The 14,616-nt window shown below is 41.7% G+C and carries 15 protein-coding genes; 2 read left to right on the top strand and 13 right to left on the bottom strand.

The window, feature by feature from the left end:
* Positions 1-20: 20 nt before the first annotated feature.
* Complete coding sequence (locus tag R1T16_RS11460; protein WP_317501247.1) at positions 21-2,135, top strand: T9SS type B sorting domain-containing protein; 2,115 nt, start codon at positions 21-23, stop codon at positions 2,133-2,135.
* Here the strand turns inward: R1T16_RS11460 and R1T16_RS11455 are convergent.
* The 7 genes from R1T16_RS11455 to R1T16_RS11425 all read right to left on the bottom strand — a co-directional run bounded on the left by R1T16_RS11455 (position 2,125) and on the right by R1T16_RS11425 (position 7,893).
* On the bottom strand, positions 2,125-2,769 hold the full coding sequence (locus R1T16_RS11455; RefSeq protein WP_317501246.1) for an HAD hydrolase-like protein: 645 nt from the start codon (positions 2,767-2,769) through the stop codon (positions 2,125-2,127). The genes R1T16_RS11460 and R1T16_RS11455 overlap by 11 nt on opposite strands.
* 171 nt (positions 2,770-2,940) lie before the next feature.
* Positions 2,941-3,303 (bottom strand): nuclear transport factor 2 family protein, encoded by a 363-nt coding sequence (locus R1T16_RS11450; RefSeq protein WP_317501245.1) that lies wholly within the window; start codon positions 3,301-3,303, stop codon positions 2,941-2,943.
* 1 nt (position 3,304) lies between these two features.
* Positions 3,305-4,309, bottom strand: coding sequence for a pseudouridine synthase (locus R1T16_RS11445; RefSeq protein WP_317501244.1), 1,005 nt, complete (start codon positions 4,307-4,309; stop codon positions 3,305-3,307).
* A 28-nt stretch (positions 4,310-4,337) separates the two neighbouring features.
* Positions 4,338-5,258: a geranylgeranylglycerol-phosphate geranylgeranyltransferase gene (locus R1T16_RS11440; RefSeq protein WP_317501243.1), complete on the bottom strand. Its 921-nt coding sequence runs from the start codon at positions 5,256-5,258 to the stop codon at positions 4,338-4,340.
* 2 nt (positions 5,259-5,260) lie between these two features.
* Positions 5,261-5,812: a hypothetical protein gene (locus tag R1T16_RS11435; protein WP_317501242.1), complete on the bottom strand. Its 552-nt coding sequence runs from the start codon at positions 5,810-5,812 to the stop codon at positions 5,261-5,263.
* A gap of 6 nt (positions 5,813-5,818) precedes the next feature.
* Complete coding sequence (locus R1T16_RS11430) at positions 5,819-6,757, bottom strand: mevalonate kinase (RefSeq protein WP_317501241.1); 939 nt, start codon at positions 6,755-6,757, stop codon at positions 5,819-5,821.
* Positions 6,758-6,813: 56 nt separating this feature from the next.
* Positions 6,814-7,893 carry a diphosphomevalonate decarboxylase gene (locus tag R1T16_RS11425; RefSeq protein ID WP_317501240.1) on the bottom strand — a complete coding sequence of 360 codons (1,080 nt, stop codon included), beginning with the start codon at positions 7,891-7,893 and terminating at the stop codon, positions 6,814-6,816.
* Positions 7,894-8,066: 173 nt separating this feature from the next.
* Here R1T16_RS11425 and R1T16_RS11420 point away from each other — a divergent pair, with 173 nt between their 5' ends.
* Positions 8,067-8,558, top strand: coding sequence for a TspO/MBR family protein (locus tag R1T16_RS11420; protein ID WP_317501239.1), 492 nt, complete (start codon positions 8,067-8,069; stop codon positions 8,556-8,558).
* Between the two features lie 83 nt (positions 8,559-8,641).
* Here the strand turns inward: R1T16_RS11420 and R1T16_RS11415 are convergent, their stop codons facing one another.
* The 6 genes from R1T16_RS11415 to R1T16_RS11390 form a co-directional block, all read right to left on the bottom strand.
* Positions 8,642-10,114, bottom strand: coding sequence for a nicotinate phosphoribosyltransferase (locus R1T16_RS11415; protein ID WP_317501238.1), 1,473 nt, complete (start codon positions 10,112-10,114; stop codon positions 8,642-8,644).
* Between the two features lie 51 nt (positions 10,115-10,165).
* Positions 10,166-10,996 carry a ribose-phosphate diphosphokinase gene (gene prs, locus R1T16_RS11410; RefSeq protein WP_317501237.1) on the bottom strand — a complete coding sequence of 277 codons (831 nt, stop codon included), beginning with the start codon at positions 10,994-10,996 and terminating at the stop codon, positions 10,166-10,168.
* A 75-nt stretch (positions 10,997-11,071) separates the two neighbouring features.
* Positions 11,072-11,761, bottom strand: coding sequence for an NUDIX hydrolase (locus R1T16_RS11405; RefSeq protein WP_317501236.1), 690 nt, complete (start codon positions 11,759-11,761; stop codon positions 11,072-11,074).
* A 92-nt stretch (positions 11,762-11,853) separates the two neighbouring features.
* Positions 11,854-12,444, bottom strand: coding sequence for a hypothetical protein (locus R1T16_RS11400; RefSeq protein WP_317501235.1), 591 nt, complete (start codon positions 12,442-12,444; stop codon positions 11,854-11,856).
* A gap of 74 nt (positions 12,445-12,518) precedes the next feature.
* Complete coding sequence (locus R1T16_RS11395) at positions 12,519-13,736, bottom strand: NAD(P)/FAD-dependent oxidoreductase (protein ID WP_317501234.1); 1,218 nt, start codon at positions 13,734-13,736, stop codon at positions 12,519-12,521.
* Entirely contained in the window at positions 13,733-14,419 is a 687-nt protein-coding gene (locus tag R1T16_RS11390; RefSeq protein WP_317501233.1) for a glycerophosphodiester phosphodiesterase, read from the bottom strand. Before R1T16_RS11390 ends, R1T16_RS11395 begins: the two co-directional genes overlap by 4 nt.
* Positions 14,420-14,616: the final 197 nt, after the last annotated feature.

Below are 14,616 nucleotides of genomic sequence, written 5' to 3'. Positions count from 1 at the left end.
GAAATCGTTATTTTTACGGAATGAATAAAATTTCTCCCATCTTTTGCGGGCTGTATAATTATACTGTAGCTGTATTGGCAATTGCATTTTTATTGCCGGTAAGCACTACTTTTGCACAGGCTGATATCGCCCCAGTCGTTACAGCATCGGGAGCACAGCAATATTGCCCCGGTACTGCGCTTGCAATCACGACGGCTTTCAATATTACTGATGCCAATGATAGCGGTACTTCCGCAATCTACATACAGATATCGTCGGGTTACGTAAACGGCCAGGATATCTTAACTCTTAATTTTCCGGGAGCTGGTGTTACCTCAACCTGGGATGCCACAACAGCCAAGCTTACAATTACAAGCAATACAGCGGGACAAGATGTTCCTTATGTTACACTTATAAATGCAGTACAGAGCGTTACTTACAACAATACTTCTGCCAACCCAACATCAGGAACACGTACATTTTCCATTACTGTAGGCGATGCCAATTACCTGCCTTCAACACAGCATTATTACAAATATGTTTCATCTTTAGGCATTACGTGGTCTTCTGCTAAAACAGCAGCCGAAAACAGCACGTATTACGGACTGCAAGGCTATCTTGCTACACTATTAGCCCTGGACGAAGCACAGCTTTGTGGTAAACAAACCACGGGAACAGGCTGGATTGGCGGGAGTGATGCCGCTACCGAAGGCATATGGAAATGGGTTACTGGCCCCGAAGCCGGCACTACATTCTGGAATGGCGGCGCAAATGGATCAACCCCAAATTTTGCATTCTGGAATACCGGAGAGCCCAACAATGCCGGCGACGAAGATTATGTTCACATTACTGCTCCGGGCGTAGGCACCCTGGGTTCATGGAATGATTTACCAAACGCAGGAAGTGGCGGCGATTATACACCAAAAGGCTATATCGTAGAATTTGGCGGTATGCCCGGTGACCCCGCACTACAGATATCTGCCAGTACATCTATAGATGTAGACAGGCTGACATCGACTACCGGGGCTGCAAGATGCGGTGACGGTTCCGTTACGCTTCAGGCTGTTACTACAGGCGCTACAGCCTACTGGTATGATGCACCTACGGGAGGAAATCTTTTAACCACAGGCACAACTTTTCAAACGCCTGCACTCACACAAACAACAACTTACTACGCATCGGCTTATCCCGAAGGATGCAATGCGACCAGAACAGCCGTGATTGCAACTGTAAACACAACTCCTACGCTTACTGTAAATCCCGCAGATGCAGTTTGCGAGGGTTCTTCGGCACAACTTACAGCATCAGCCTCAGCAGGAAGCACGATCAGGTGGTATGATGCACAAACCGGCGGCACATTATTAGGCACAGGGAGTCCGTTCACTACCCAGCCTTTAATGACAGCTATAACTTTTTATGCCGAAGCCGTAAATAATGGCTGTCCTGCTACTACAAGGCAAGCTGTAACCATAGATGTTCTGGATTTACCAGAAGCATCTGATTATAATGTTACTTTTTGTGAAAACGATTCTGTAATCCTAAATGCAGGGTTATCAGGAATGGGATATGAATGGTCTACCGGAGAAACAACTCAAACAATCACCGTAGATCAACCGGGTATGTATACGGTAAAAATTACAAATCCCGCAGGCTGCAGTGCCACAGCAACAATAATCGCGACTACAGAACCGGCAGCCAACATACTAAGGGCTGAAGTTAATACCGATAAAGTCGTTGTTATAATGAACGACCCTGAACTTTCTAGTTATGAATTTTCTATAGATGGCGGTCCATTTAAGGCTTCGAACATATTTACTAATGTAAGCCCCGGAAATCACACGGTTTATGCCCGCTCCATAAACGGCTGTGGCAGCGATTACAAGAGTTTTGCAGTTTACATGATACCCAAGTTCTTTACTCCTAACGGTGACAATACTAACGATGTATTTACACTGGCGGGTATGAGCGCCTACCCTGATGCTACCGTTACCATATTTGACCGCTACGGACAAGTACTTGCCGCACTCAGCAACCGTAACCGATCATGGGATGGCACATTCAATGGCAGCAGGCTTCCCGCTACTGATTATTGGTATATAATACAACTGGAAAAAGACAGCGAAGAGATAAAAGGACACTTTAGTCTTATACGATAACCAGATGGCCCAGTGCCAACGCTAATATCTGAGCCGGATCGTCTATATGATAGTCCGGTTTGTTATTTTCAAGGGATTTTATACTGTCATAACCCCAGTTCACCCATGCTACTTTTACACCGCTCTTTCTGCAGGCAACAACATAACGAAGTTCATCGCCAACATAAAGCACTTCAGAATGTCTTAGTTCTTTTTCCTTAAGAAACTTATTGATAAGCGAATGTTTGCCAAAAATACTTCTCGACGCATAAATCCGTTTGCATTTTACGCTATTCTGCTTAAAGAACTGCTCAATATTTGATTTGGAATTAGAAGAAAGCACCGCAAATTTCACTTTATTTTGCTGTAGAGAAAGCAGCAGCTCTTTCATTCCCTCGTTAAAATTAAGTACCGATACCGATTCTTTATATTTTTTAAGCACCGCCGACATCAGGAACGGAATTTTATACAAGGGCACGCCAAGCACTTTACAGCGTTCTGTAATACTCACGGCTCGCAGGTCTTCAAGGTTATCTTCCGTAAGGCTGAGATAGCCGTTCTTTTCGGCGATTTCGTTGTAAATACTGGTAAAAAGGGTTTGGGAGTCGGCAATAGTGCCGTCAAAATCAAATACGATGTATTTGTAATTGTTCATTTTTTGATTGATGATTGATTGATGTGATGATGATTAACTATTAGTATAACGCGAGAAGTTTTTGTTACAATATAATCAGGAAAAAATCAACCCCGGTTAAACATAGTGTAGTAAATAAAAGAAAGGCAGCCCTTTAAGGACTGCCTTTACGATATATAAATCGCAAAATCGCTATCCGTGATAAACACGTGAAAAAACGATCTTGCCTTCCTTAATTTCAAGTACTTCGGCAACAAGCATATCTTCTTCGCCCTGAACAGTCCGTACATACTCCATAAACACGCGGTAGTCGTTTGCCGTAAGGCTGTTTACTTTGTAATATAGTGTAGGCAGCCTGTCAAAAGCATCCTGCCACCATTCGCGCAAAGCGTCATGCCCTTTCACAAGGCCATTGGTCTCAGGCTTGCGAATCTTTAATTTCGGACTGAAATGTTCGGCATCTTCAGCATAAAGATCTAATAATTTATCCAGCTGTTTTGTATTGAATGCCTCAAACCATTTTACAGCAATATGTTCAATATCCCTTGGCTGCAAACTAAATATTTTTAAGGTTGATGATTTCCTGCTCAGTCAAGAAACGGTAGTTTCCACGAGGAAGGTTCTTTTTAGTAAGGCCGGCAAAAGATACACGGTCTACCCTAAGCACATCATATTTAAAACTCTCAAAAATAGCACGCACCACTTTTACGTTTGGCGTTCTAAGTTTAAGGCCTATCTCTGTCTTCGCTTCTCCTTCAATATAGGTTACCTCATCAATAAACAGTTTATGTCCATCTAAATGTACGCCTGCAGATATCTTTTCAAGGTCTTCATATTTCAGGTTCTTGTCAAGCGACACCTGATATATTTTGAACGATTTTTGGTTGGGCTGCGCATATTTCCTTATGATCTCTGTATCATTAGTAAATATAAGCAGGCCTGTAGTATTCTTATCCATCCTGCCTACCGGCTGAAGGTTACCTTTACTTGCGCCACGTATAAGCTCAAGCACATTACGCATATCGTTTTCGCCTTCGCCCGATGTGGTAAAGTTTTTAGGCTTGTTAAGCAACAGGTATTCTTTTTTCTCCGGAGTAATCGTAACACCGTCAAAATTTACCGTATCGGTAATTTTAACGATATGGCCCATCTCCGTAATAACCTGCCCGTTTACTTTAACGTTACCCGACTGGATGTAGATATCAGCATCACGGCGTGAACACGCACCTGAGTTGGCTATGTATTTATTAAGGCGCATCTCATCTGGATTTGCCTGTCTTTTTACTGTTGGTTTTTTATCTGCCGGCTTTTTGTCAAAAGTAGGTTTTGCTCTTGGGTAACCGTCTTTTTTAGCAAAAGTTGCAGGGCCTTTTTTAGGTGCTGCCGGTTTTTTAGATTTTGCAGATGGCGCTGCTTTAGGACCTTCAGCATCTGCCGCTGATGGTTTGTCAAAAGATTTTGGTTTAGAAGATGCGCCCGGTTTCCTCGCTTTGTTTAATGGTTTGGAAGGACCGCTTTTCTTTCTGTCATTGCCGCCTCTCCTGCTATTGCCGTTGTTCATTTTTGTCGTATATTTTTGCAAAGATAGCTTAAATACACGATAAAAGCTTTCTGCCGTGTACTAAAACTGAAGGATCTATAAGCACGATACAGAATACTCCTGCCACAATGAGGAATTTTAAGATGTTATGAAGCCTTAAATACTCTTTCTGCGTATCGGCTTTCCATAACAATCCAAGGAACCAGATGATTACGATCATTCCACTATACAGGTAAATATCCATATACCCCACATCATAGACATCTATAAGCAAGTATACCGGGATAACCGTTAAGAATATAAGTGATGTGATAATGATCTTTGAAGTCCTTTCGCCAAACATTACCGGTATGGTACGGTAATCAGCCACGAAGTCGCCTTTTACGTTCTCCAGGTCTTTTATAAGTTCGCGGGTAAGGATAAGCAGGTATAAAAAGGTAGCATGCGCAAATATTACCTGGTAGAAATTCTTAAAGTACATAAGAATCCCAAAGAATGGCAATACTGCTAAGAAAGCTGCCGTAAGATTACCCACAACCGGATATTTTTTAAGCTTATGCGAATAGAACCAAATCAGGAAAATATAACCCGAAAAGAAAAATACAGCACGCCACGATACCATAAAGGCAAGCAGTACTACCAAAAAATTAAGCGCAAAATACACATGCAATTTGGTTTGCTGACTTACAAGCCTGTCGAGCATTGACTTTTGAGGACGGTTAATAAGATCCTTTTGAGCATCATAAAAGTTGTTAATGATATATCCCGATGCAATAGTGATCGAGGAGGCCAACACAATATAAAACAGGTTAAGGTCGAAAATCACCTGAAGCGCCCTTTTCTCCGGAGCCAGGATAAATACTGCCGAAAGGTATTGTGCTAAAATTATAACGGGGATATTGTAACCGCGCACCACAGAAAACAGGCTGAGAATTTTCATCAGAACCAAACGTGTTTTCCTTGTGGCCATAGTTATGCTTTTTTATCTTTTAACTTGCCACCAAGCAATACTATTGTAAAAGTTATAAAGAAAAATATAATGATACTGATGATTGCCTTTACAATTTCCTGCCAGCTGAAGGCGGCCTTAAGCACAGGTGCAAAATCTTGCGACTGGGCAATTTTTATAAACAGGGCAGATGGAATAATAAGCAGTAACAGCGGAAGCACTATAAGCGCTTTTCGTTTCATGTAAAGCTTTTTAAACCAAAAGAATTGGGTGATAAGCAGTGTTATTACAGGCGCAATTATGATCTGCATACCAAAACCGCTAAGGTCTACCTTTACAGCACCGGCAGCAGCCGGGCCTGTACTAAAGAACAAAGGATAGGCAGCTACAGCAGCCAATACAAAGTAAAGTATCCCTGAAATCCTTACCAGCTGTACCGCAGTAAGAATAAAAAGGTCTTTAAACTCTAACTTTTTCAGGTCAGAGGTTCTCATTACGGCAAATAACGGAATAAGAAATCCAAAGCCTATAAAAACAGACCTCAGTAATAAGTTTAAAATTTCGGTAACGGTCATAACTGCTTAAAATTGGTAAACTACTTCAAGCTTATGTCCTTCCAGCGATTGTTTGGCTTTTTCTATATCTTCTGTAAAACCAAGAATATAACCGCCACCGCCAGAGCCGCAAAGCTTAAGGTAGTAATCGTTTGTTTCAATACCTTTTTGCCATAGTTCATGAAACTGTTCTGGAATCATGGGCTTAAAGTTGTTAAGTACAACCTTGCTCAGTTTTTTGGTATTAGAGAACAACGATTTTATATCGCCGTGCAGAAAGTTGTCCACACAGGCATCTGTATATTTTGCAAATTCTTTTTTGAACATATCCCGGAAACCTTTTTCCTTTAGGTTTTCCATAAAAATAGAAACCATAGGAGCTGTTTCGCCTACAATGCCCGAATCTAAAAGGAACACTGCCCCTTTTCCATCGGCACTCTGCATCGGTATGCCTGTAGCCTCAATATTGTCCTGTGAATTGATAAGTATAGGAATGCTAAGGTAGCTGTTAAGCGGGTCAAGCCCTGAACTTTTGCCGTGAAAGAACGATTCCATCTGGCCAAAGATCTTTTTAAGCTGCAATAGTTTTTCGCGGGTAAGGTTTTCAAGAACTGTGATCTTGTTATTGGCATAACGGTCATAAATTGCCGCTACCAGTGCGCCACTGCTACCCACTCCATATCCTTGCGGGATTGTAGAATCAAAGTACATTCCGTCTTCTATATGTTCTTTAAGCGCAGCGATATCAAACGTTACCAACTCAGGCTGTTCCCGCTGCAAAGTATCAAGATAAGCTACAAAACGCTTAAGGTGGCCGTTAGATTTAACCGCCTCCTCAGATGTATTATGGTCCCTTTTCAGGGCTCCGTTGTAAAAATTATAAGGAATAGATAACCCTTTAGAATCTTTAATGATTCCGTATTCTCCGAAGAGAAGAATTTTAGAGTAAAATGACGGTCCTTTCATCGAGGATATTTTTATTAAAGGTACGACAAAAACGTTATGTGCTGTTAAAATTTAACTTAATTAATTCTCACAGCCCCTGTACCAATTTCGTCGCAAATGTACTGACTGTTCTGGCAATAGCCAACTAATTCGTTCTTAATAAAATCCAAAACTTTATTACTAACGTTTTCGGGGTACAAAACATGCACATTAGCGCCAGCGTCTAGCGTGAAGCACACAGGAACACCTGTTTGCTCCCTAAAGCTCCATATCTTGTTTATAATCTCAAGCGTATTAGGCTTCATCAGTATGAAATACGGCATAGATGTCATCATCATGGCGTGTAGTGTTAGTGCTTCGCTTTCGGTAATTTTTATAAAAGCCTCCAGGTCACCTTTTGCCAGGGCTTCCTTCATTAGCGACAGATTATCATGCGCCTGTGCAAAACGCTGCTGTGCAAACGGATGCCCATGCATAAGGTCGTGCCCTAACGTACTGCTCACCTGTTTCTCGCCCTTATCAACCAAAAGAATAGTATCCTGATATGTTTTAAATACTTCATGGAAACCCTCAAACGCAAATCCGTAAAGGTTAGAACTGTGAGCCGTTTCATCGTGGTCTCCCCATATCACTACATTGCCACTCACGCTTCTGCACGCACTGCCCGACCCTAAACGTGCCAGAAAAGATGCTTTCTGGTTGAATTCGTCTTCGGTCATTAAAGGGTTAAGCGCCGCCTCCAGACTCATAAGGTTTACGGCCAGTGCCGCCATACCTGATGCCGACGATGCAATACCCGAACTGTGCGGAAATGTATTCTGCGTATCTATCGTAAAGTGATAATCCTTTAGAAACGGAAGGTACTCTTCTATTCTCTCAAAGAATTTCTCGATCTTGGGGCGGAAACTTTCTTTTAGCTGCCCTTCAAAAAGCAGTTCAAAAGAGAAACTCCCACTGTTTTCTTTTTTCTCAAAACCAAGCGTGGTAATCGTCTTGCAATTGTTAAGCGTTAAGCTGATGGAAGGATTTGCAGGAAGCTGCTTCCCTTTTTTACCCCAGTACTTTACAAGGGCTATATTACTTGGCGCACTCCATGTAAAGCTGCCTTTTTCTATTGTATTTGTGTAAGCGGAAGGAATAAAAGCCTTATCGGGCATAGTTGATGATTTTAATGCAAAGATAAAAATTATTTAACCACAAGGTACACAAAGAATTCATAAGGCACACAACGCTTTGTGAACCTGGTCCATCCTAAAGGAATGTACAAATTGTGCTCTTGGTGGGTAAAAAATTAGCATCAATTTAAAACTTTCTTTTCTAACTTTGAAGCATGGAACAAAAACCCTTAACCCGTACCTTTAAGATTATCGTGATGATTGTTACCTGCGTTGTAATTGGCGCAATTGCCGGACTGCTTACCCAGGAAGGCGTAGATACCTGGTATACAACTATAAGAAAACCGTCGTTTAATCCGCCCAACTGGATCTTTGCTCCGGTATGGTCTACACTATATGTGATGATGGGTATTGCTGCCGGACTCGTGTGGCATGAAATGGACCGCCAAAAAGAAATAGTGAGAAAGGGTCTTACCTTTTTCGCAATTCAACTAGCACTTAACGCATTGTGGTCGTATATCTTTTTCGGGCTTCACAACCCCATGCTCGCGCTTATCGAGATCATTTTACTTTGGCTTATGATCTACGAAACCTTTGTTCAGTTCAATAAAGTAAATAAAATTGCAGGTTACCTGTTTATACCATATATTCTTTGGGTAACATTTGCTACTGTACTCACCGGTTCTATATATTGGCTGAACAGGTAAGATTTGGCTATTTGTTGATTTAGTTATTCGGCTTATGCCTTAATACAAGAAGTCCCCCGTTGTTACTGCGGGGGACTTTACTTTTATACAGCTAATACATCTGCTTTGCTTTTTACCCTTTCACGGATCTCGGCAAGCGATTGGTCAATTACTATTTTACCGTCCCTGAACACTTCTTTCAGTTCGCCGGTCTGTTCTTCCTCCCAGCTTACCTGGTCGATAAGTTTATAGGTATCATTGTCTTTTATAACTTTCATCAGCCCCTTAGCCGATTTCTTTGTTCCGTCATCGGTAATTGGATCTTTAAAAATCTCGCGGCCTTCGCCTTTCACTTCGCCATACGTTGCTTTCATGGCAAAGCCAAAGGTATCGCGGGTATTGTACTGATAGGTAAATGAACCAATGCCCAATACCACATTTGTAGATGCGAACCCTTTTTGTTTCAGCCTTTCGCAAATCTCCGTAGCACGCTCCATAGTTATACTATCGCCATAAATGGCACCAATCTGTGGAATAAGCTCTTTATAACCTTTAGCATTTACTGATCCTCCAAACACATCCCAAAGCAGTTCTACCACTCCTTTTTTCTCCTGTTCAGTCTTACCTTTCGGGTTACCGCAAAGAATGTCTGCCGGGTTACCGCTGTCAGGACGTACCACTACTTTACCTTCCCGGCCTGAAATCACGTCTTTTAATAGTGGCAGATAATCGGTAAGCACTTTCCAAAGGTCCCATGTATCAGAAACGATAGACACAATACCTTTAGGATACACATCACAAATCAGTCGTTTAAAAGTCTCATATTCGCCTTCAGTTGTTCCCATACACATTACAGAATGTTCTGTAGCAGGAACAGAGCCTGCAATAAGCTCCTTGTCAGAATCGGCATTGTAATAGTCCTCCATAAAGTCTATTGCCGGAATAGTATCGGTACCCGTAAAACTTAGCAAATGGCCTGCCGATGATGTTACCGATGCTTCAATCCCGCCCATTCCCCTCATGGAGAAATCATGCGCCTGCCAGTCTACAAATTCTGGAACCGACGATGTTTCTGCTGCATACTTATCCAGAATTTTGCGGTATTGCTGTGCGATAGTTGCCGAGTTGCATGGAAGCCATACTACAGCCGAAAGCAATGTCTCAAAATAATTAGTAAGCCAAAAGAACTCAGGTAATGTATTGTACATTGTGAACATTGGTACACGAATAGGTACCGATGCACCTTCAGGCAGCGCTTTAAACACCATTGGGATGTAACCCAGATCGTGCAGTGCTTCTATGTGTGCAGTGCCAATCTCGTTTGCCCCAAGGTAATTGTTAAGCCTGCGCGAATATTTTTTTACGACCTCAGCCTTCGGTTTTTTAAAGAAGTCGTTCTCAAAATCTTCAATTATATATTTTTTGATGAAGTACTGAAGGCCAAAGAACACAACTTCTTCTACTCCTTCTATTCTCGATTTTCTTGGTGTCCAGTTAGAATATACCAGTGTTGTGCCGTCAGGGTATTGCCTGCGGTGGTCTGCTTTATAGCCATCTGTTAATAATAATGGGTTCATGCTATTTTGGTTGAATGTTTTAATTTATTTTAATCAAATCTCTGGCATTAATTACAAAGTAATTTTTATCTGCTCTACTTTATCGGTATCAAAATCGGTAAAAGAGTTGGTAGTGAATATTTTTTCAAAGTAACCGTTAAATACCTCAAACCCTTTATTAAAGATACCGTGGGTAACTGCCAGGTAAAGTTTGCCTGCATTTTTAGCTTTTAGTGCTTCGGCAAGGCCCACAAATGTTCCGCCACCATCGCAAATATCGTCTACTATCAGGCAGTCCATTCCGTTTAGGTCATCTTCATACACCCTGAAACCTGAAAGTTTTCCGGTTTTCACATCGCGGCTTTTACTGCACTCGGTTACTTCCATACCCCCAAGGTATTCAGACAGTTTATATATCTTTTTGAGGGCACCGCCATCAGGAGAAATCAGTTTTACATTGCTGCCTATCTGTTTTAGCACCTCTTCGATGAAACCATAGTTAGCAATAGTTTCGCAATTATTAAGCAGTGCAGGTGTAACTTCAGAGTGAGGGTCTAACACAATAACCTTTTGAAGATCCATTGCGTTAATGATATCAGCATATACTTTTACAGATAAAGGTTCGCCGGGCACCATAACCCTGTCCTGCCTTGCTGCAGGAAAATAAGGTATAAAAAGATTTATTTTAGTTACACCCATTCTCTTAAGCGCATCTACTGTTACACACAGCAAACCAAGCGTATTAAAACTTTTAAGCCTGTGTGTAATGGTTACAGTATCTTCTGTAGTAAAACCAGATTCAATTTTTATATGTGGTTCTCCGCCAGAGAATGTAAAACTTTTATGGGCGATCGCTGTTCCTTCTATCGGGTTGAAATCAGCGTCAAGATTTAATAGTAGCATAATTAATGTATTTTGCGTTATTCTTACACAAATGTAAATAACAATATTTTACCGGCAAAATATTTTGTGTGTTTTTTACGCAAACTTTATATCAAAATGAAAGCCTTCTTTATCTAATTGATTGTATTTCTGTTTATTGAACCCAAAAAGTTTAGCTGGTCGGCCGCCTTTTTTTTCTGAAAACTTATCCGTTTCATCTATAAAGCCAAAGCTGAGTATCTTTTTGCGGAAGTTTCGCCTGTCTATTTCCTTTTCTAAAATAGTGCAATAAAGATTTTCCAGATCAGAAAAAAGGAATTCCTGCGGAAGCAGGTCAAACCCAATGGGCTGGTAGGTAAGCTTGGCTTTTAACCTCAACACAGCAGTCTCAAGCATTTTTTTATGATCAAAAGCCAATGCAGGAACAACATCAACAGCATACCAATGTACATTTTCGGCATCAGTAGCGGCTTTAATGGAAGTTTTAGCGACATCAATGAGTGCAAAGTAAGCTACTGATATAACCCTGTTGCGCGAGTCGCGGTTAACATCATCGCCAAAGGTATAGAGCTGCTCCATGTAACTTACAGCGACATTGGTTTCTTCTTTCAATTCACGTTTCACGGCATCTATAAGGGATTCGTTATCCTGTACGAGTCCACCCGGCAATGCCCAATAGGCTTCGTCGCTGCCAAATTTCTGCCTTATAAGCAGTACATATAATTTTCCCTGCTGATACCCAAAAACCACCGCATCTACAGCTATCCTTATATTTTGAAGATTCATAGTACTATGTGTATGTTCTACACAAATATAAACATCCTGCCCGATTGCAGATAGTAAACTGCATAAAAAAGCCTCCCGAAGGAGGCTGATGATTAATTTTTCAGGATAATGAACCAATCCCAGTCGGCTGGATCTCCCACGCCTACACTTGGTGTATACAGGAAGAAGTACACTTTTGAATTAGGGTTTGCTGCCCTGTAATCCTTAACAATATGCAGGCTGCTTACTGCACCCCATAACGCTTCATAGTCTGGTGCGTAGGGTTCCTCATTATACGGCATCGGGTATTCGGTATACTGAACAATTTCCCTATGACTTGCATCCGGCATCATTGTAAGAATTTCTGATGATGAAAATGCCGATGGCGGATCGATTTGAGGATACGACATTGCACCAAGGCCCATCCAGTGAATTGTACCTTCAAAAAGCGGTGCATTTAGTTCGTTGTACTTTAGCTTAATGCCGCCAAAATCGCCAGGCGTCTCGTACTCATGCGAGATGGTAAAGTTTTCCGCTGCATCAAAAGTAAGTTCTTTACCGCCTTCAAATGCCGAAGTCAGCAAGTCTACCTTTAATAGCAATACATTGTTTTCGGCAGGCGTGTTATCCACCGGCGTTGTTGCATCTTCAGAGCAGCCCATCAGCGACAGGCATAACCCAAGTAATAATAATTTGTTTTTCATGGTGATTGATTTTAACATAAGATGCGATAAATCGCAAACGGTTGCGTTAAAAAACAAACAATTTAAAAAACAAATTACTCAACCACAATACTTTGCGCCGCAATATAACCTCCGGTCCATGCATTTTGAAAGTTGAAACCGCCTGTAATGGCGTCTATATTCAGTACTTCTCCTGTAAAATACATACCTGGTAAAAATTTGCTTTCCATTGTCTTAAAATTCACTTCTTTAAGATCTACACCGCCTGCTGTAACAAACTCTTCCTTAAAGGTGCTTTTGCCGTTTACATGAAAATGCCCGTTAGTAAGCTGCTGTACCAATGCCTGAAGCTGAACTTTATTGAGTTCTGCCCAACGCGTTTCGGGCTCAATGCCCGCTGCGTTTACAAGGCTTTGCCATAAACGGTTAGGAAAATCATACGGCGAGAATTTGGTTACCATTTTTTTAGCGTGTTCCTGTCTCAGCTCTTTAAGCTGATTTTCGCAGTCGTCAGCATCAATATCGTTAAGCCAGTTAACCTGAAGCGTAAACTGGTAACTTTTATCAAACAATTCTCTTGCACCCCAGGCTGAAACTCTTAGTATTGCCGGGCCGCTCATACCCCAATGGGTAATAAGCAGCGGGCCTGCGGCTTCAAGCTTTGTTCCTTTTACCTTGACAGAGGCAATTGCCGAAACACCCATAAGGTCCTTAGTCCTTGGGTCTTTAATATTAAATGTAAATAATGAAGGTACAGGCGAAATAATCTTATGGCCCATTTCGGCCAGCATATCCCACATTTTAGGGTTGCTGCCTGTAGCCATAACGAGCTTTGCTGTCAGGAAAACATTATTGTTGGTTTCTATTTTCCAATGTGTGTCAGACCTGTAAAGCGACTGTATGCTTTCGCCCATTAAGATCTGGACTCCCAGTTTCTTTGACGCGTCCAGAAAGCAGTCTATTATAGTTTGCGAACTGTCCGTTACCGGAAACATGCGCCCGTCTTCTTCAATCTTCAGTTCCACCCCGTGGCGTTCAAACCATTCGATAGTATCTCCCGAACAAAATCGGTTAAAAGGCCCTTTGAGTTCCTTTTCCCCCCTTGGGTAAAACTTAACCAGGTCATCGGGTATAAAACACGCATGCGTAACATTGCACCGCCCCCCGCCCGATATGCGTACTTTAGAAAGTACTTCTTTACCTCTTTCTAAAATTGCGATCTTCAAATTGGGGTTGGCTTCGGCGATATTAATGGCCGTAAAAAATCCTGCAGCGCCGCCGCCTGCAATTATAACATCAAAACTTTTACTCATAGTAACTCAGGGAAATCAGATATTATACCGTCTACATGATACGATTTTATACGCTCTATGTCTTCGGTATCATTTATAGTCCAGGTGTAGACCTTAAGCCCTGCCTGCTGTGCTTTTTTTACATTACTTTCTGTCAACAGGCTGTAATGGGGGTGTATGGCTTTCGCCGAAAACTCCATTGCCCACTCCCAAGCCTGGGTAACGCTTGCCTGTGTTAATATACCGAGCGGTATATTTTTATTCACTTCGTGCATGATCAATAACTCTTCACGCTGAAAGCTCGACACTATAAAATCATCATAGCTATAGCCCCTGCTCTTAACATAAGCATCTACAAAATCAGAAACCGGCTTTGCGGTATGACGGCCTTTCATTTCTATATTCACAAGGCATTTACGGTTTACGAGCGCCAGCACCTCATCCAGCAACGGAATAGTGTGTTCTCCATCTACACGCAGCTTTTTAAGTTCAGATAGTGTCATCTTGTGCACTTCGCCGCTACCGTTTGTGGTTCGGTCTACGGTAAAATCGTGAATCACGACCAGTTCGCCCGTTGCACAAACGTGTACATCAAGCTCAATGCCGTCTGCACCCATATCTAACGCTTTTTGAAATGAAGCCAGCGTATTTTCGGCCACATGGCCTTTAGCACCGCGATGCCCTATTTTTAAAATTGCCGCCATAGTAAATAGATTTTTTGTAAAGATAAATAGATTTGCCTACGAATTCATTATAAGCATCGTCTTTGCGAGGAGCAACGACGAAGCAATCTAAAAGATCGCCGCGTTACGCTTCGCTTCACTCGCGATGATGACGTATAAAAATAAAAAGCGCAGACTTTACAATCTGCGCTTTCCAGCTATGAAAAATTAAAAAACTA

Origin of the sequence: Flavobacterium sp. DG1-102-2, from assembly GCF_033042555.1 — a bacterium.
In the GTDB taxonomy this organism is placed as follows: domain Bacteria; phylum Bacteroidota; class Bacteroidia; order Flavobacteriales; family Flavobacteriaceae; genus Flavobacterium.
This window is presented reverse-complemented; position numbering and strand designations above follow the sequence as displayed.